Annotated in this window: 15 protein-coding genes; 7 read left to right on the forward strand and 8 right to left on the reverse strand. The window is 68.0% G+C overall.

Going from position 1 to position 18,468, the window contains the following annotated elements:
* Nucleotides 1–65: 65 nt before the first annotated feature.
* From G5S35_RS09065 to hpnI, 4 genes are all read right to left on the reverse strand, one after another.
* Entirely contained in the window at nucleotides 66–1,145 is a 1,080-nt protein-coding gene (locus tag G5S35_RS09065) for a lysylphosphatidylglycerol synthase domain-containing protein (RefSeq protein ID WP_065061186.1), read from the reverse strand.
* Nucleotides 1,139–2,059 (reverse strand): hopanoid biosynthesis-associated protein HpnK, encoded by a 921-nt coding sequence (gene hpnK, locus G5S35_RS09070; RefSeq protein WP_124260817.1) that lies wholly within the window; start codon nucleotides 2,057–2,059, stop codon nucleotides 1,139–1,141. Before hpnK ends, G5S35_RS09065 begins: the two co-directional genes overlap by 7 nt.
* Nucleotides 2,056–3,477: a hopanoid biosynthesis associated radical SAM protein HpnJ gene (gene hpnJ, locus G5S35_RS09075; protein WP_065061184.1), complete on the reverse strand. Its 1,422-nt coding sequence runs from the start codon at nucleotides 3,475–3,477 to the stop codon at nucleotides 2,056–2,058. The genes hpnK and hpnJ overlap by 4 nt, the downstream gene beginning before the upstream one ends.
* 131 nt (nucleotides 3,478–3,608) lie before the next feature.
* A complete protein-coding gene (hpnI, locus tag G5S35_RS09080) occupies nucleotides 3,609–4,946 on the reverse strand; it encodes a bacteriohopanetetrol glucosamine biosynthesis glycosyltransferase HpnI (protein WP_080180552.1) in 1,338 nt (445 codons plus the stop codon).
* A 671-nt stretch (nucleotides 4,947–5,617) separates the two neighbouring features.
* Here hpnI and G5S35_RS09085 point away from each other — a divergent pair.
* The 6 genes from G5S35_RS09085 (at nucleotide 5,618) to G5S35_RS09110 (ending at nucleotide 13,063) form a co-directional block, all read left to right on the forward strand.
* Nucleotides 5,618–6,610, forward strand: coding sequence for an LLM class flavin-dependent oxidoreductase (locus tag G5S35_RS09085; protein ID WP_074986344.1), 993 nt, complete (start codon nucleotides 5,618–5,620; stop codon nucleotides 6,608–6,610).
* A 306-nt stretch (nucleotides 6,611–6,916) separates the two neighbouring features.
* The gene (gene glgC / locus G5S35_RS09090; RefSeq protein ID WP_065061182.1) at nucleotides 6,917–8,188 is read left to right on the forward strand and encodes a glucose-1-phosphate adenylyltransferase; all 1,272 of its coding nucleotides are present in this window, start codon (nucleotides 6,917–6,919) and stop codon (nucleotides 8,186–8,188) included.
* Nucleotides 8,189–8,327: 139 nt separating this feature from the next.
* The gene (gene glgA / locus G5S35_RS09095) at nucleotides 8,328–9,815 is read left to right on the forward strand and encodes a glycogen synthase GlgA (protein WP_110329361.1); all 1,488 of its coding nucleotides are present in this window, start codon (nucleotides 8,328–8,330) and stop codon (nucleotides 9,813–9,815) included.
* 344 nt (nucleotides 9,816–10,159) lie between these two features.
* The gene (gene pdxY / locus G5S35_RS09100) at nucleotides 10,160–11,035 is read left to right on the forward strand and encodes a pyridoxal kinase PdxY (RefSeq protein ID WP_065061180.1); all 876 of its coding nucleotides are present in this window, start codon (nucleotides 10,160–10,162) and stop codon (nucleotides 11,033–11,035) included.
* A 148-nt stretch (nucleotides 11,036–11,183) separates the two neighbouring features.
* Nucleotides 11,184–11,645, forward strand: a complete 462-nt coding sequence (locus G5S35_RS09105) for a hypothetical protein (protein WP_074986345.1) — start codon at nucleotides 11,184–11,186, stop codon at nucleotides 11,643–11,645.
* A gap of 197 nt (nucleotides 11,646–11,842) precedes the next feature.
* The gene (locus G5S35_RS09110; protein WP_082992010.1) at nucleotides 11,843–13,063 is read left to right on the forward strand and encodes a branched-chain amino acid ABC transporter substrate-binding protein; all 1,221 of its coding nucleotides are present in this window, start codon (nucleotides 11,843–11,845) and stop codon (nucleotides 13,061–13,063) included.
* A 61-nt stretch (nucleotides 13,064–13,124) separates the two neighbouring features.
* Here G5S35_RS09110 and G5S35_RS09115 read toward each other — a convergent pair whose 3' ends face one another.
* The 3 genes from G5S35_RS09115 to G5S35_RS09125 form a co-directional block, all read right to left on the reverse strand.
* Nucleotides 13,125–15,050, reverse strand: coding sequence for a transglutaminase family protein (locus tag G5S35_RS09115; RefSeq protein ID WP_237181274.1), 1,926 nt, complete (start codon nucleotides 15,048–15,050; stop codon nucleotides 13,125–13,127).
* Between the two features lie 2 nt (nucleotides 15,051–15,052).
* Nucleotides 15,053–15,313: a hypothetical protein gene (locus G5S35_RS09120; protein ID WP_176081897.1), complete on the reverse strand. Its 261-nt coding sequence runs from the start codon at nucleotides 15,311–15,313 to the stop codon at nucleotides 15,053–15,055.
* A 107-nt stretch (nucleotides 15,314–15,420) separates the two neighbouring features.
* A complete protein-coding gene (locus G5S35_RS09125) occupies nucleotides 15,421–16,677 on the reverse strand; it encodes an aspartate aminotransferase type Ic (RefSeq protein WP_183038226.1) in 1,257 nt (418 codons plus the stop codon).
* A 162-nt stretch (nucleotides 16,678–16,839) separates the two neighbouring features.
* On the opposite strand from G5S35_RS09125, the gene G5S35_RS09130 reads away from it, so the two are divergent.
* Nucleotides 16,840–17,727: a LysR substrate-binding domain-containing protein gene (locus G5S35_RS09130; RefSeq protein ID WP_065061175.1), complete on the forward strand. Its 888-nt coding sequence runs from the start codon at nucleotides 16,840–16,842 to the stop codon at nucleotides 17,725–17,727.
* 29 nt (nucleotides 17,728–17,756) lie between these two features.
* Here the strand turns inward: G5S35_RS09130 and G5S35_RS09135 are convergent, their stop codons facing one another.
* The gene (locus tag G5S35_RS09135; protein WP_065061174.1) at nucleotides 17,757–18,407 is read right to left on the reverse strand and encodes a hypothetical protein; all 651 of its coding nucleotides are present in this window, start codon (nucleotides 18,405–18,407) and stop codon (nucleotides 17,757–17,759) included.
* Nucleotides 18,408–18,468 lie beyond the last annotated feature (61 nt).

Consider the following 18,468-nt stretch of genomic DNA (forward strand, 5'->3'; position numbering starts at 1 on the left):
TCAACATGGGCTTGCGCGTGCGCGGCCCCGAGGCCCGGCGCACGCCGGATAGCCACAATGTACCGTCAATGACGCCGGTCGTGTCCCGAAGCCCGCTTCGAAGGTTCGGCAACGCGCGCAACGGCGCGCAGCCCGACGCGCTCCGGCGCGCCGCCGTGCAGCGCGCGGCGCGTGCGCACGATCTCGGCGGCCTGCCAGGAAATCAGCGCGATCACGCCGAACACCACTTCGCGCATGCGCTTGACGAGCGCGAGCGAGAACGCCACGTCCTGACTCACGCCGAACAGTTGCGCGAGCAGCACCACGGCGACTTCCTGCACGCCGAGGCCCGCGGGCACCATGAAGGCGGCGTGGCGCACCGCCTGGGTGATGGCTTCGATGGCGAGCGCGTCGCCGACCGAGACCGGATGGCCGAGCAGCGAGAGCGCCCACCAGGTTTCGAACGCGCCCAGCATGTAGCCGCCAAGCTGCCAGAAGAACGCGCGGAACATCAGGCCCGTGCGCGACATCAGCGCATCGAGATCGGCGTCGAGCCGCTGGCCGTCGATGCCGAGCTTCTGCCACGTTGCTTCGCCGAACAGACGCGCGGCCCAGCGCTCGATCGCATGGAACACGCCGCCGCGACGCAGCAGCACGATCGCGAGCACGGGCAGCGGCGCGCTCAGCACGAGCGCGAGCGCGATCGTGACGATGGTGCGCAGCGAACCGCCGTCGCCGGTCGCCGCGACGATCAGCACCACGCCGAGCGCCGAAAACGCGTACTGCACGGCGATCGTCACGAAGACCTCGACGATCACCGACGCCGTGACCTCGCTCGCCTCGTGCGGCTCGCGCAATTTCCAGCGCGCAAGGCGAATGCCGACCAGCTCGCCGCCCACGCCCACGACGGGCAGCAGGCGGTTGACGGCTTCGCGCACCGTGGCGACCCACCAGAGGAAGGCAAGCGGCGCGCGCCGGTCGAGCAGCAGACGCCACGCGTGCGCGTCGAGCAGCAGCGGCAGCGCATGGAACGGCACGAGCCAGAGCAGCACCGGACCCGCCGCGCCGATCACGCGCATCACGTCATGCGCGCCGTCGTGAACCACGAGGCCGATCAGGATCGCGATCCCGACCGGCAAACCCAGCCATTGAAGCCACTTCATGATGACGCCCGACCCTCCGCCAGCCCGGCGCGCGGCCGCGTCGCTGCGTGAACATCATGACCGTCGCGACCATCGCCGCCATCGAAAAACACGTCGGTGAAGCCGCCGTGACGCACGCCAGCACGCGCGAGCGCGGCGGCCACGCGCGGCGAGACCAGCGCGGCGAGTTCATCGGCGTGGCGATAGCGTTGCATCGACGCGGTGATCGGCCCCTCGCCCACCGCCGGCGCTTCGGCCGGGTGGCAGTAGATTTCGCCGACGCCCTGCGCGGGCAGGCGCGCGATTGCATCGAGCAGCACGGCTTCGTCCATCGCGCCCGTGTTCGCGATGCCCACCACGTAATCGTTATGCGCGATGCCCGCCCGTGCGAGGCGCGCGCGCACGAGCGCGAGCCACGGCTTGAGCGCGGCTGGCGCGCCCGCTTCCAGCGGCAGACGCACCGCGCGCAAACCATACTCGCGGCCGATCGACAGGATCAGCGAAAGCACCGTGGGATGCAGATGGAAATGCTTGTGCGTGTTCACGTGATCGAGCGCGAGGCCCGTCGCCGCGAACGCCTCGAACTGCGCGCGGATTTCGAGCGCGAGCTGCGCACGCACGTGCGGCAGGAAGAAGAAGCGAAAGCCGTCGCGCACCATGTTGTCGCCGAACCGGCCTTGCGCGTCGACGAGCGCGGGAATGCGCGCGCGCGGCAGCATCGACGCGCCGTCGGCCAGCACGAGATGCAGGCCCACGCGCAGCGTCGGCAGGCGTTGCGCGCGCGCCACCGCGTCGGCCGCGGCGGGCGCGGCCACCATCAGGCTCGCGGCATTGAGCACGCCGTCGCGATGCGCGCGCTCCACCGCCGCGTTGACCCGCTCGTGCAGGCCGAAGTCGTCGGCGGTGAAAATCAGCGCGCGCGCGGGCGGCTGCATCATGCCTCGTGGGCGCGCAGGAAGCGGAAGAACTCCACGCCTTCGCGCAGACGGCGCTTCATCATGTCCCAGCTCGTCAGCATTTCGCGGACGATTTCCCAGATCTTCGACGGCCGGAAATAGAACTGGCGATAGAACTGTTCGAGGTGGTGATAGATCTCCTCGCGCGACAGATGCGCATAGCCGATCGCCGCGAGCTGCACGCCTTCCTTGCTCACCAGATTGATGGTCTTGTTCTCTTCCATCCAGCCGTTTTCGACGGCCTGCTTGTAGAGCGTCGTGCCCGGATACGGCGCGGCGAGCGAGACCTGGATCGTGTGCGGATTGATTTCCTTCGCGTACTCGATGGTCTTCCTGATGGTCTCCTGCGTCTCGCCCGGCAGACCCAGAATGAAGGTGCCGTGAATCTTGATGCCGAGGCTCTTGCAGTCCGCGCTGAAACGGCGCGCGAAGTCGGTGCGCACGCCCTTCTTGATGTTCACGAGAATCTGGTCGTCGCCCGACTCGAAGCCCACGAGCAGCAGGCGCAGGCCGTTTTCCTTCATGACCTTGAGCGTCTTGTACGGCACGTTGGCCTTCGCGTTGCACGACCACGTCATGCCGAGCTTGCCGAGGCCGATGGCGATGGCTTCGGCGCGCGGCAGGTCGTCGGTGAAGGTGTCGTCGTCGAACATCAGCTCTTTCACTTCGGGCATGTTGTCGCGAATCCACTTCGCTTCGGCGATCACGTTCTCGACCGAGCGCGTGCGATAGCGATGGCCGCTGACCGTCTGCGGCCACAGGCAGAACGTGCAGCGCGACTTGCAGCCGCGCCCCGTGTAGATCGACACGTACGGGTAGTTCAGATAGCCGATGAAGTAGTTGTCGATCTTCAGGTCGCGCTTGTAAATGGGCGCGACGAACGGCAGCTCGTCCATGTTTTCGAGGATCGGGCGCGCTTCGTTGTGCTCGATCGAGCCGTCCTTCGCGCGCCAGCTCAAGCCCTTGATCTCGGGGAAAGGCTTGCCTTCGGCGATTTCCTTGCAGGTGTAGTCGAATTCCTCGCGGCAGACGAAGTCGATGGCGTCGGACGCCGTGAGCGAGTTGTGCGGATCGACCATCACCTTCGCGCCGACCATGCCGACCAGCAGCGACGGCTTGCGCTTCTTGAGGTCCTCGGCGAACAGCGCGTCGGTCGGAAACGAAGGCGTGCTCGTATGGATGATCACGAGGTCGTAGTCCATCGCGATCTTGAGCGTTTCCTCTACGCCGATACCGTCGGCGGGCGCGTCGAGCACGCGGCTCTGCGGCACCAGCGCCGCGGGTTGCGCGAGCCAGGTCGGATACCAGAACGAGCGGATCTCGCGCTTCGCCTGATAGCGCGAACCTGCGCCGCCATCGAAGCCGTCATACGACGGGGCCTGCAAAAACAGCGTTTTCATGAGATGAATGCTCCGGCAATCCTTGAGTCAATTGTGCTTGAAAGCGTGCGCGCGCGAACGCCGGTTCCAGCCGGCGTGCGCGCGCGACGAGTGGTGCGTATGCGTGTTCTGTTCAGCGCCATCCGTGTCCATCAGCGCCCATCCGTGACCTCGACGACCGCGCGCCGCCGCGACGCGCTCACACGCGGCTCGCGCGCAGTGGACACGGTCGGCGTGACAAGCGTGTGTCCGGGCCCGGCCGCCTCGCCCGTTTCGGGATTGGCCACCGGCACGCGCACGCCGCGCCAGACCACATGCGAGCCGAACACGGCCGCGAGCCACTGCAAGAGCAGCAACGCGTCGCGCAGCGGCACGAGCGGCAAATCGCGCCAGAACACGCGCCAGCCGCCGCTGCTGCGCGCATGCAACGCTATGCGCGCGATGATACCGCCGACCGTGCTGGTCGCCAGCGCGGCCATCGCCGCCCGCGCGCCGGCGCACAGCGCGACGCCGCTGCCGCGAACCGGCAGCAGACCCGCGAGCAGCGCATAACCGAGCGCGCCCGCGACGAGCCACGGAAACGTGAACGTGATGAACAGCGAGGCGAAGCCCGCCGGATTCACCGAGCGGATCGTGCGCAGCCAGCGCGTTTCGCGCAGCCACAGCGTGCGCAAGGTCGGCTCGATCACGTCGGTCGCGACGAGCACGGGCGCGAGCACCGTCGCGAGGCCGTGATCGCGCGCGAAACGGGCCAGCAGATAGTCGTCGGCGAGACAGTCCTTGAGCGCCGCGAAGCCGCCGATGCGCTCGAGCGTCGTGCGCGAAAGCGCCAGCGTGGCGCCGAAACCGAAGGCGCGCGAGCCCGTCGAGTGCGCGACGCGCACCGACGGCGCAAACCATTCGTTGATGAACAGCGCGCCGAGGCGCGGCCAGAAGCCGCCGACGCTGCGTGCGCGATAGAGGCAGGTCACCACGCCCACGCGCGGATCGGCGAGCGGCGCGGTGACGATGTCGAGATAGTCCGGTTCGACGGCGATGTCGCTGTCGGCCACGATCAGCAGGTCATGACGCGCGTGCGCCGCCATATTGATCAGATTGCTGACCTTGAGGTTGCTGCCGTGCACGCTCGCGTCGATCACGAGCATGATGTCGTGGCCCGGATACGCGGCCTGTAGCCGCTGCACCACGGCGATGGCCGGATCGTTCGCCGACGACACGCCAAAGATCAGTTGATAACGCGGATGACGCTGCTCGCAGAAGGTCGCGAGGTTCTCGTAGAGACGCGGCTCGGCGCCGCACAGCGGCTTGAGCACGCTCACCGGCGTGGCCGCGCGGGCGCGCGCGAGACGCGCGGCGAGGCGCACCTGCGTGGCGGAGCCGTGGCGCGGCATCGTCAACGCGGCGCTGATGGCGTAGAACGTGGCGGCGCAGCACAACGCCACCAGCAGCCACCACGCGAACGGCCATGCGGAAAAGAGCGAACCTGTCATGCGAACGCGCCTCGCCCGTCAGTCAGGCGGACGCCGCATGGCGCGAATGCGCACACGACGGCCCGGCATACCGCACCGTCCAGATCAAATGTCTTGCCTGGAACCATTTGCCCTACCCCGAAATTCATCAAAAAACAAACGCGCATCGTATCTGCACTACATATTGATCGCCATAAACGTAACGGGCGACGTCATTTTTAGTGACCCAGCGCAAATTTAAATGATGATTTGATTAAACGACGCCTTAAAACTTGATGCGCATCGCGCGAGTTTCGCAATCTGCGCCCTGATTCGGCGCAAAAATTGTAGCAGCAACGTCCTCAAACAACCTTCCAGTCTTCGCAAAAATCCTTCTCAAAGATGAAAAGATCGGAAAGGTCCGCGATTATTCCAACAGCGAATCTTTTCCACCGACAATATTGCTGTAATTGAAAAAATTCGGTAAGCATATCGCAATGCTTCTTTAACACAATTGAATTAGAGATTGTAAAGTCGGAATAAACAAGAATTATTCCGATTCAATTAAACCGCCATGGCGAGCGATGGAACCCACGCCGCCCGCATGGGTTCCTGGCGGCCGTCAGCAGGTTCCGGAGCGCTTTGGCACAATGGCCGCACCTTGCGCGGGCCTTGCCGCCGCGCCTCATGAATTCCGGAGCGCCACGATCCCCATGATTCCCTTCTCCGTCCTCGACCTGTCGCCGGTGCCCGCCGGCTCGAACGCCGGCGCCGCGCTGCGCAACACGCTCGACCTCGCCCAGCACGCCGAGCGCTGGGGCTACCACCGCTACTGGCTCGCCGAGCACCACAACATGACCGGGATCGCCAGCGCGGCCACCTCGGTCGTGATCGGCTACGTGGCGGGCGGCACCCAGACGATCCGCGTGGGTTCGGGCGGCATCATGCTGCCCAACCACGCGCCGCTTCTGATCGCCGAGCAGTTCGGCACGCTCGAAGCGCTCTATCCGGGCCGTATCGACCTCGGTCTTGGCCGCGCGCCCGGCACCGACCAGACCACGGCGCGCGCGCTGCGCCGCGATCTGCAAGCCAGCGCCGAAGCGTTCCCCGACGACGTCGCCGAATTGCAGCGCCTGTTCGGCGAGCCCGTCGAAGGCCAGCGCGTGCGTGCGGTGCCGGGCGCGGGCCTGCACGTACCGCTCTATATCCTCGGCTCCAGCCTGTTCGGTGCGCAGCTCGCCGCCGCGATGGGTCTGCCGTTCGCGTTCGCCTCGCACTTCGCGCCCGATCATCTGCTCACGGCGCTGCGTCTGTATCGCTCTCAGTTCCGCCCGTCGGCGACGCTCGCGAAACCGCACGCGATGGTCGGCGTCAACGTGATCGGCGCCGAAAGCAACGACGAAGCGCGTCTGCTGTTCACCTCGCTGCAGCAGCAGTTCGTGAATCTACGGCGCGGCACGCCGGGGCAGTTGCCGCCGCCGGTCGAGCAGATCGCCGCCAACGATTACGAACTCGCCGGCGTGGCGCATTCGCTCGCCTGCTCCGTGATCGGCGATCGCGAAACGGTGCGCGCGGGACTCGCGTCGGTGATCGAGCAGACCCAGGCCGACGAGTTGATCGTCACCGCGCAGATCTACGATCACGCGAAGCGTTTGCGTTCGTTCGAGATCACCGCCGAGGTGCGCGCGGAGATGGCGGCGGGCTGATCGAATTCGCGCGGCGAGTTGGCCGCTTAAGGAGAAAAGGAGAAAACGGGCGCTCGATGCGCCCGTTTTTTATTGCCGGTCCGGCGCCCCGCCCGCATGCACGCCCACCGACCAGGCAAGCGGCTTGCTTCCCGCTCTGAGGCCGCGCGCGCACACCGGATTCGCACTACCCGCTTTTCGGTGCTAGAACATTCAATGCGCGGTCACAAAACGGACATCGCGGAACCCGGCGGACCTGGCGAACCCTCGCCGAGACCGGCCCGCGACACATCACAGCGAAACCGGGGGCACAACAAGGAGACGTCCATGGAAACTCCGGCAAGCCTCAACGATCTGCAACGCACCACGCTCGCCATCGTGCTCGCGGGCGGTCGCGGCACGCGCCTCGGTCCGCTCACGAACAAGCGCGTGAAGCCCGCCGTCTACTTCGGCGGCAAGTACCGCATCATCGATTTCGCGCTGTCGAACTGCCTGAATTCGGGCATCCGCCGCATCGCCGTGGTCACGCAGTACAAGGCGCACTCGCTGCTGCGGCATCTGCAGCGCGGCTGGGGCTTCCTGCGCGGCGAATTCAACGAGTTTCTCGATCTGTGGCCGGCGCAGCAGCGCGTCGAGGGCGCGCACTGGTATCGCGGCACCGCCGACGCCGTCTACCAGAATCTCGACATCATCCGCTCGATCTCGCCGAAATACGTGGTCGTGCTGGCCGGCGACCACATCTACAAGATGGATTACACGCGCATGGTCGCGGACCATGCCGCGAGCGGCGCGGACTGCACCGTGGGCTGCATCGAAGTGCCGCGTCTGGAAGCGCGCGCGTTCGGCGTGATGGCCGTCGACGAACAGCGCCGCGTCACGGGCTTCGTCGAAAAACCCGACGATCCGCCCGCCATGCCGGGCCGCCCCGACATCGCGCTCGCGAGCATGGGCATCTACGTGTTCGACACCGCTTACCTCTTCAAGCTGCTCGAGGAAAACATCTCCGCGAGCGCCACCGACCACGACTTCGGCAAGGACATCATTCCGCGCGTGGTCAGCGACGGCGTCGCCATCGCGCATCCGTTCAGCATGTCCTGCGTGACCTCGGACCCGAGCGCCGAGCCTTACTGGCGCGACGTCGGCACCGTGGACGCCTACTGGTCCGCCAACCTCGACCTCGCCTCGACCATCCCGGCGCTCGACCTTTACGACCGCAACTGGCCGATCTGGACGTATCAGGAGCAATTGCCGCCCGCCAAGTTCGTGCGCGACCTGAACGGGCTGCAAGGCTCGGGCACGAACCTGATCGTCTGCGGCGGCAGCGTGATCTCCGGCTCGCAGATTTCGCGCTCGGTGCTGTCGTCGAATGTGGTCGTGAAGTCGTTCTGCAACATTGCCGAGGCAGTCTTGTTACCGCAGGTCGAAGTGGGCGCGAGCTGCCGGCTGCGCAAGGTCGTGGTGGACCGCGGCTGCGTGATTCCCGATGGACTCGTGATCGGCGAAGACCCGGTGCGCGACGGCGAGCGCTTCTACCGCACCGAGAACGGCATCGTGCTGGTCACGCGCGAGGCGCTCGACAAGCTTGGCGCGGGAGGGTGACGCGGCGCGCAACACCGCGTAGCACAACGCAGCACCGCGCAACACGTTCGCGAACGTATCGCACCGAACGCCGCCCCGGTTCGCCGCCGCGCGGCGAGAACCGCAGCGCCCCCAAGGCTCAATCGAGGACCTCAGCCCGATGACGATCCGTGTTCTGCATGTCGCCAGTGAACTCTATCCGCTCCTGAAAACCGGCGGTCTCGCCGATGTGACCGCCGCCCTGCCCGCCGCGCTGATCGAACAAGGCGCTGACGCGCGCGTGCTGTTGCCCGGCTTCCCGGGCGTCGCCGCCGATCTCGCCGACCTGCGCCCGGTCGCGCGGCTCGAACGCAGCTTCGGCGCGCCCGAGGCCTCGCTCGAACTCGGGCGTCTGCCGGGCAGCGGCGTGCCCGTCTACATGATTCGCGCCGATGCGTTCTACGCGCGCCCCGGCAATCCCTATCTCGACGCCGAACACGTGCCCTATGGCGACAACGCCGAGCGTTTCGCGCTGCTCGGCTGGGCCGCCGCGCAACTCGCGCTGCATCTCGACGCGAACTGGACGCCGCATATCGTGCACGCGCACGACTGGCATGCGGGCCTCGCAGGCGCTTATCTGCGCGCCGCCGCCCGCGAGCGAGGCGCGGGCAGCCACGGCGCGCGGCCGCCCGCACGCAGCGTGTTCACGATCCACAACCTCGCCTATCAAGGCATTTTTCCGGCACAGCAGTTCGACGCGCTGGGCCTGCCTGCCGACTTCTTCGACATGCACGGCGTCGAGTTTTACGGTCAGCTTTCATTTCTCAAAGCCGGACTCTATTACGCCGACAAGATCACCACCGTGAGCCCGAGCTACGCGCGCGAAATCCAGACCGTGGCGCAAGGCGGCGGCCTCGAAGCACTGCTCAAGGGACGCGCGCACGACCTCGTCGGCATCCTGAACGGCGTCGATTACGCGGTGTGGAGTCCGGCCGGCGACGCCGCCATCGCCGCGCGTTACTCGGCCACGCGCATGAGCGGCAAGCTGCGCTGCAAATCGGCGCTACAGCAGCGCTTCGGTCTGGCCTCGAAGCACGACGCGCCCGTGTTCGCCGTGGTGAGCCGCCTCACCGAGCAAAAGGGCCTCGACCTGCTGCTCGCGGCGCTGCCCGAAATCGTCTCGCGCGGCGGCCAGCTCGTCGTGCTCGGCACCGGCGACGCGAGTCTCGAACAGGGCTTCACGCGCGCGGCGCGTCAGCATCCGGAGTCGGTAGCGGTCGAACTCGGCTTCGACGAAACGCTCGCGCACGAGATCGTCGCGGGCGCGGACGTGATGATGGTGCCGTCGCGCTTCGAGCCGTGCGGGCTCACGCAGCTTTACGCGCTCGCCTATGGCGCGCTGCCGCTCGTGCATCGCGTGGGCGGACTCGCCGATACGGTCGTGGACGCCTCGCTCGAAAATCTCGCCGACGGTCTCGCCACCGGCTTCGTGTTCGAGCGCTTCGAACCGGACGCGCTCACCGCCGCGATCCGCCGCGCCTTCGCGCTCTACGCACGCAGCCGCGACTGGCGCGAGACGCGCGCGCGCGGCATGCATCAGGACTTCGGCTGGGCGGCGTCGGCGCAACGCTATATGGCGCTTTACCGCGAGCTGGCCGACTCGGTCTGACGACGATCGCCCTGACGAGTCAGCGTGGCCACTCCGCGTGACAACTCAGCCTGACGACAAACCGCCGCGCTCGACGATGCCTCGCGACGGCGGCGCGCAACACCGCGCCCGTCGCGCGCACGCGATGATCGACCCGGGGTAGCGAATTCGGTTATCGTTGCTGCACCGCATGCATCGCGCGCCGCCGCCTGGCGTCTCCGTGCCCCGCGCTTTGCGCGTCATACGGACACCCTCCTTCAAACAGGCCGCCACGCGCAGGACCGAACCGTTGCGCACCGGCCGACAGCCACGTTATGACCGACACACTCGACCGAAGCACCCGCCCGAAACCCAACGGACCGGCCATGAAAAATGTCCTGAGCATCCAGTCGCACGTCGTGTTCGGCCATGCGGGCAATAGCGCGGCGGTGTTTCCCATGCGGCGGCTCGGCGTCAACGTGTGGCCGCTCAACACCGTGCAGTTTTCGAATCACACGCAGTACGGCCACTGGACCGGCAGCGCGATCGACGCGGAGCAGATGGTCGATCTCGTCGACGGCATCGGCGCGATCGGCATGCTGCCGCGCTGCGATGCCGTGCTCTCCGGCTACCTCGGCGCGCCCGAACAGGCGCAGGCCGTGATCGACGTGGTGCGCGCCGTGAAGGCGGCCAATCCGCAGGCGCGCTATTTCTGCGATCCGGTGATGGGCACGCTCAACGCGACCGGCAACGGCTGCAAGGTCGAGCCCGGCATCCAGGAGTTTCTCGTCACGCACATGCCCGCCGTGGCCGACGCGATGATGCCCAATCACAGCGAGTTGCAGCGACTCGTCGGCCGCGAGCTGGAGACCGCCGAAGAAGCCGTCGCCGCCTGCCGCGAACTGATCGCGCGCGGCCCGAAGCTGATCCTCGTGAAGCATCTGCTCGACCGCAACAGTCCCGCCGACACCTTCAACATGCTGGTGGTCAGCGAGCGCGAAGCGTGGCTCGCGCAGCGGCCGCTCTATCCGTTCGCGCGGCAGCCGGTCGGCGTCGGCGACATCACGAGCGCGATTTTCGTGGCGCGTCTGATGCTCGGCGACTCGCTGCGCCGCGCCTTCGAGCACACGCTCGCGGCGGTCAACGCGGTCGTGCGCACGACCTACGACGCCGGTCGCTACGAGCTGGAAATCGTGGCCGCGCAGGACCAGATCGCCCGCCCGCGCGAATGGTTCGACGCCTGGACCGTCGAGCCGGCCTGAGTCCGTTCGCGCCGTCTTCGAGCGCTCGCGCGGTCAGGGTCCGCGGCGATGTAAAAGACGGCGCGAGCGTCGGGTCTCAGTCATCGGGCATATAATGCGGGCCGCACGCGCGCGGCCACCCGCGCCCACCGTTTGAAGAGATTGACCGATGTCCGACCCCATCCGCAGTGAACAGGAAGAGTATTTCGAGCAGTTGTGCATCGCCGTCGATGGCGGCGAAACGCACGAGCAGGAAGCGATCGAATACTTCGAAGAGCAAAGCCACGAGGCCGATTTCGACGCCGCCCAGTGGCTCGACATCGCGCTCTACCACGCGCCCGACGTGGCGCGCGGCATCATCGACTTCGTCGACGCGGAAGACCGCGCGCGCAGCGATATCGCGCAGACGATCGCCGACAACCTCGACATCGCGTACGGCGACGACGACTGCCAGCGCTTCGAGTCGGTGATCCGGTTCGCGCTCGCCAACGGCGTGCCGGTCGACTTCGACGTGGTGCTCGACGGCTGCAACCGCGCGCTCGACGACCTCGAAGGCTGGGCCAACGACGACACGATGGCGCCGCTCGTGCAGTTGCGCGAATCGCTGCTCGCGCTGCAGGCGGAGTACTGATCCGGCCGCCGGTCGCCGGCGACCGGCACACGACGGCTGACCCCGATGCCAGCCTGTTATATTGCTTGCAAACACCTGTCGCCGGCCCCGCGCCGGCGCCCCGAGGGAGTCCGCCGGGCCGTAGACCGCCCGCGCGCGACACGAGCGCAACGTACAAGAAAGCACACTGCCGCGCCCGCCCGGCGCCAGGAGTCACGATGAGTCCGCGCCACACACCCCGCCTGGCCGCCGTCGCGCGGCCACGCCGCGCCGTCTTGCGCACGCTCGCGCGCCTCGCCCTCGCCGGCACGGTCGCGGGCGTCTGCGGCGGCGCGCTGCTCGCCTTGCCGGACGGCGCGGCCTACGCGGCGGGGCCGCTGACCGTGCGCATCGGTTTCGTGGCGGCGATCTCGGGCGACTACGCGAACTATGGCCGCGACCTGCAAAACGGCGTGCAGCTCGCGCTCGACGAAGCGAACGCCCAAGGTCTCCGGATCGGCGATCAGGTGGCGCATTTCGAACTCGTCGCGCTCGACGACCGCGCCGATCCGCGCCTCGGCGTGCAGTCGGCGGCCCAGCTCGCGAATCAGGGCGTGGCGGCCGTGATCGGCCATTTCAACTCGGGCACGGCGATTCCCGCCTCGCGCATTTATGAGAGCGCCGGCATTCCGATGCTCGACCCCGCCGCGACCAACCCCGTCATCACGGCGCAGGGCTTCGCGAACACCTTCACGGTGATCTCGAACGACGCGCAGAACGCAGGCATTGCCGGCGCGTGGGCCATCGACGTCATGAAGGCCAAACGCGTGGCGATCATCGACGACCGCAGCGCCTTCGGCCAGGGCGAGGCCGACGTGTTCGAACGCACCGTGAAGGAGCACGGCGGCAACGTGGTCGCGCGCGAGTTCGCCGCCATGGAATCCGACGACTTCGGCCCGCAGCTCTCGAAGATCAAGGCCGCCGACGCCGACCTGCTCTACTTCGGCGGCCTCGCGCACCAGGCGGCGTCGCTCGTCAAGCAGATGAAGGCGCGCAGCATGAACACGCAGTTCGTGGGCGGCGGCGGCGTGGCGAACCCCGACTTCGTGCAGCTCGCGGGCGCGGCCGGCGAAGGCGCGATGGCATGGGAATACGGCCGCCCGCTCGCGCAACTGCCCGATGGCCCGCGCTTCGCGCAGAAGTACCGCAGCCGCTTTGGCGCCGACGTGCTCGCTTACGCGCCCTTCGGCTATGACGCCGCGTGGGCCGCGATTCACGCGATGGTCGCGGCGAAGTCAGCGAAACCGGACGTCTACCGCCCCGTGCTCGGCACGCTCGCCTTCGACGGCGTGACCGGCCGCATCGCCTTCGACGAACATGGCGCGCTCAAGAACGGCGCGTCCACGTTGTATCAGGTCAAACAGGGCGTGTGGGTTTCGGTGATGACGCGCGGCGGCTGAGACCGCGCGTTCGATGCCTGTTTTCAGGCGTCCAGAAAATTAATCAGCCGTCCTGATCGATTCATCGCGCACGCACGACGATCTGCGCATGCGTGTCGCGCTGGATGCGCACGAGCGCATCGCGCATCTGCTCGAACTGCTGCGCCGAACACACCTGTTGCCCGAATCGCGCCGACAAGCGCCGCGCAATCTGCACCGTGCGCGTGAGCGGATCGAACACGTAATGCGCGCTGTAGACGATGCGCGCCGCGTCGGCCTGCGTGCTCGCATCGGTATCGCGCGGCAGATCCGTCACGCGCGCGAACGCGGGCAGCGCGATCTGCGCGTCCTCCTCGTATTCGCCACCCACGCAGGCCCACGGCTGCGTGCGGCGCGGCACCGCGAGCCAGGTGTCGATCTGCGTCGCGATGCCGCCCGACAGGCTGCTCAGCGCGGGCAGCGCCGTGGTGCCGTCGCGCCAGACGAAGTGGTCGAGCGTGCCCTCGATACGCGTGCCGAGCGGCCCCGACGTGGCGTCGAGCGCGCTCGTCGACAGACGCGCCGTGCCTGCGAGTCCGGTCAACCGCACACGCTGCGCGGCGATCTGCTGCGCGACCTGACGCGTCGCGCGGCGAAACGTGTTGCGCTCCGGTTCCGCGCTCGCGCCCGCATCGTCGACGTGATAGCGAAACGCGGCGTTGCCGTCGGCATTCACGTCGATCTCCAGCCGCGCCGAACGCGCGCGCGGTTGCGTCGCGGGCGTGCGCACGAGCACGCCGTCGTCGACGAGCAGCGCCGGGCGGTCCATCACGCCCGCCGGCAGGAAGCCGAACGCCACGCCGCCCGACGAGGTATCGGCGAACACGTTCAGATCGGGCAGATACGCGATGACGTGGTTGATCGCTTCCGCGCCATAGCCCGGCACGTCCGGCAAGCTGTAGACCGGCCCGAGGCTCACGAGCGCGGCCTCGGCGCGCACGCCGACCGCCGCCAGCAGCGCCGTGAATAGCGCGACGTGATCCTTGCAGTCGCCATAACGGTCGCGCAGGATATCCGCCGCGCGATGCGGCGCGGCCTCGGTCTCGCCCAGAAACAGCGCGACGTAGCGAATGTTCAGACGCATCCAGTCGTAGATGCGCGCGGCCTTCTCGCGCGGATCGCTCGCGCCCGCCGTCAGCGATTGCGCGAAGGCCGCGATGGCCGGACTCGTCGCCGACGGATCCGCCGCCGACTCGCGGTAGCGCGCCGCGAAGGCCGCGAAGCCCGGCACCGTCGTCACCATCAGGTGCGCACCCCAGTTCACGCGCGCGATCGCGCCCGCCTCCAGCGGCGCGTACGGGCCGTGCGCGTAATCGAACGCGTAGCGGGTGCGGCCGTCCTCCGTCACGGGCGGCTGCGCGGTGTAGCCGCGTGCGTCGGCGTAGAGCGGCACGTCGGCGGGCAGATCGAAAATCAGGCGCTGGAACTGCGTGGGCTGATCTTCCGGCACCGCGAAGTACGAGAACGTGCCCGCCTGCAAGGGCTTCGTGCGCCGCTTCGAAAACGCGAGGCGCACGCGCGAACCGGGCTGCACGCCCGGAAAGATCACGGTGCGCAAGACGCCGTCCTCGAAGGTCGGCGCGCCCGCCGAGCGCGGCTCCTGCACGTCGCGGATATTCGCCGGGCCGACCGCGTGCGCGCTGCCGTCCGGATCGACGGTCTGCGCCGCGAGGCCCGTAATCGTTTCGATATCCTTATTGAACCAGACGTAGCGCTGGGCGATGGCATCGACGCCCGCGCCCGTGTTCGCGCGCAAGGCCGAATCGTCGTGCTCCTCGACCGAGCCGTCTTTTTGCACGACGAAAACGTGGACGTCGCGTTCCAGCGTCGCCGGGGGCGTGTCAGCTTCGGTGGACGAATCGGGCGGCGGCGTGGTGACGGGCTGCGCCGATGCCGCCCGCGTCGCCGAGGCCACGCAGAGTGCAAGCGCAAGCGCGAAGATCCGCGCAAAGCCGCCGGGGCGCGTCACGCTCAACGCCGCGTGCGCCGCGCGCCGCGATCACCGAACGATCCCGCCACGACGATCGCGAGACACGCGCGTTCGTGACGTTCCTCGAAGGGCCGGTCGCCAGGGCCGAGCGTGCGGACGCCATCATCGGCGTGCCAGCCCGGACCCGCGGCGAGCGGGCGGCGTTCCGGCTGACGCGCCGCGCCGTCGCGCCGACGCTGCGCGAGCGCACGTTGCAGACCGGCGGCGAGCGACGAAGAGGACGGGGAAAGCGCAGCGGACACGGCGACCTCGCGGAGACGATGGCGTTCGACTTTCGTTGTAGCACATCGCCTGCCGCACCGCCCGCTTCAGACAACCGCTTCAGACCACCCGTTTCAGACCACCCGCTTCAGGCCGCGCGTCTGCCCTGCTCCTCGACGGCCCGCAGCAATGCCAGCGCGATGCCATGCGCCGCCAGCCGCACCTCGTCGAGCGAAGGAAACGACGGCGCAATCCGCAAATGGCTGTCCTGCGGATCGACGCCATAAGGAAACGCCGCGCCCGCCGGCGTCAGCACGAGCCCCGCCTCGGCGGCGAGTTCCACCGTGCGGCGCGCGCAGCCCGGCGGCGCATACAGGCTGATGAAATAGCCGCCCTGCGGCGCGTTCCAGCTCACCTGCGGCACGCCCGCCAGACGCTCGCGAAACACCGCATCGACCGCGTCGAACTTCGGCGCGAGCAAGGCGCGGTGCCGGGCCATCAGCGCGTCGAGCGTCGCGCGATCGCGCACGAAACGCACGTGGCGCAACTGGTTCAGCTTGTCCGGGCCGATCGAGCGCACACCCGTATGGCGCAGCCACCACGCCACGTTGCGCGGCGACGCCGCCAGCCATGCGAGCCCGCCGCCCGCGTAAGTCACCTTCGACAGCGACGCGAACATCAGCACGCGGTCCGCGTGGCCCGCCGCCGCGCAGGCCGCGATCATGTCGTGCGCGGCGCGCGGCGTCTCGACGAGATGATGGAAGCGATAGGCGTCGTCCCAGAACAGGCGGAAATCGGGCGCGGCCGTGGCCATCGCGGCGAGTCGGCGCACGACGTCGTCGGAATACGTCGCGCCCGTCGGGTTGCTGTAATGCGGCACGCACCACATGCCCTTGATCGAGGCGTCGTCGCGAACGAGCGCTTCGACGGCGTCGATGTCGGGACCTTCGTCGTTCATCGGCACGGCGATCATGCGCACGCCCAGCGCCTCGCAGATCGCGAAGTGACGGTCGTAGCCCGGCGCGGGACAGAGGAACGCGATCTCGCCCTGGGCGCGCCACGGCGCGCCTTGCGCGCCCGCTTCGCCCGACGGCACGCCATGCAGCAGTGCGAACACGAACGCGTCGTGCATCAGTTCGAGACTCGAATTGCCCGCCGCCACCACCTGCGCGGCGCTCACGCCCAGCAGTTCCGCGCCCAGTTCGCGCGCCTCGGGCACGCCCGCGCCCAGCCCGTAATTGCGGCAGTCGAAGCCATCGCGCGCGCGAAAACCGGCTGTATCCGCAGCCTCGAACAGCGCCGCCGAGAGATCGAGCTGTTCGGGCGCAGGCTTGCCGCGCGACATGTCGAGGCGCAGGCCGAGCGCGCGGAATCGTTCGTAGTTCAAATCAATAGACGGGGTCATCGACATCGCGGATCTCGTTATGGTTGGCGGCAACGCGCTAGCGGAACGTGAGAAGGGAGCGGACCGAGGACAAAGCGGACGGCTCGTTCCCCAGAATACGGACGTCGCGGGCTTCAGACAAACGCGTTATATTGAAGTTTTCGATCAGTTTTTCTTATACCGATGAAGACCCTCGATCTGGACGTGCTCGCCATGGTGGTGGCCGTCGCCGACGCCGGCAGCTTCGTGCGCGGCGCGGCGCTGGTGCACCGCTCGCAGGCCGCGCTGAGCATGCAGATCCGCGCGCTCGAAGAGACCCTCGGCAAGCCGCTATTCATCCGCGCGCCGCGCAACGTCACGCCCACGCCCGACGGCCATACGCTGATCGCCTACGCGCGGCGCATGCTGGCGCTGCGCGACGAGGCCTGGGCGACGCTCGCACATCCCGAGGTGACGGGGCGCGTCTCGATCGGCATGCCCGACGACTACGCGTCGTCGCTGCTGCCGCCCGTGCTGCGCAAGTTCTCGGCGAACTGGCCGAAGGTGGAGATTCAGGTGGTCGGGCTGCCGAGCAGCGCGCTCGCGCCGCTGGTGCGGGAAAACAAGATCGATCTCGCGTGCATCACCGGCACGACCGGCACCAGCAGCGCGCGCGGTCTGTCCGGCGAATTCATCCGCTTCGAGCCGATGGTCTGGGCCGGGCCGCCCGCCGCCGCCACGGCCGCGATCGGCCGCGAGGTCTGGCGCGAACGGCCGCTGCCCATCGCCCTCTTCAGCGCGGGCAGCGTGGCGCGCGCGAACGCGATCCAGGCGCTGGAGCGTGCGCGCATCACCTATCGCACATCGTATGAAAGCCCGAGCTTGATGGGCTTGTGCAGCATGGTGGCGGCGGGCCTCGCCGTGGCGCCGCTTGCGCGCTGCGCCGTACCCGAGACCTTCGCGACGCTGGGCCGCCCGCACGGCCTGCCCGATCTGCCCGAACTCGAAGTCGTGCTCGCACGCAGCGCGAGTTCAAACCGCCCGCCGTGCGACTTTCTCGCCGAGCAGATTCTCGCGGAACTGCGGGTCTAGCCGATGAAAGCGGTGCGTAATGCGCGGCGTCACTCCTCGCCGAGACGCAGCAGCAGCGCATGCAGCCGCGAGATGTGCCGCAGCAGTAACTCGCGGTGCTTCTCGATCTGCTCGAGCCGCCCTTCGAGATCGGCGCGCACGCTTTCGTCGGGCTCCGCGTAGCCGATCACGTCCTCGATACGCGAGCGCAGCGCTTCCGGATCGACCGGCAGCATGCTCAGGTGGCGTTCGAGCTTGCGCACGTCCTGCGCCGCCAGCTCGCGGATCTTGCGCGTGCCCGCCAGCTTCCGCTGCGCCTGAGCGTCCTGCCCCGCCTCGCGCCTTGCGCCCGTCTGCCCGAAGATGGGCTCGGAGCGCAGCACCGGCGCCTTGCGCACCGGATGCGCCGTGCCGCGAAAACGCGCGCGCGGCGATTCGCCGGCGATGGCCTCGCGGGCTTCGTCGGGTACGTCGGCCGCCTCGTGCGGCTCGTCCATCCAGCCTTCGCGCAAGCCCGTGACGGCTTCCACGCCGCGCACGAACTCCGCGCTGAAGTCGCGCTGACCGGTCACGATCAGCTTCATGTGACTGGCGGAAAACGTCATCATGCGCGCGAGCCGCGTGACCGCGCCGACTTCGCGGGTGAGCAGCGCGAGGTTCGCGCGCCACATGGGCATGAGCGTTGCGCCGGAATCTTCCATTGCGGAGGTCCTCCTCGAAGGCCGCATCAGCGTCGATGCGCCTGGCCGATGCCTGAAGGTT

This window comes from Paraburkholderia tropica, from assembly GCF_014171495.1.
Classification (GTDB): Bacteria; Pseudomonadota; Gammaproteobacteria; order Burkholderiales; family Burkholderiaceae; genus Paraburkholderia; species Paraburkholderia tropica.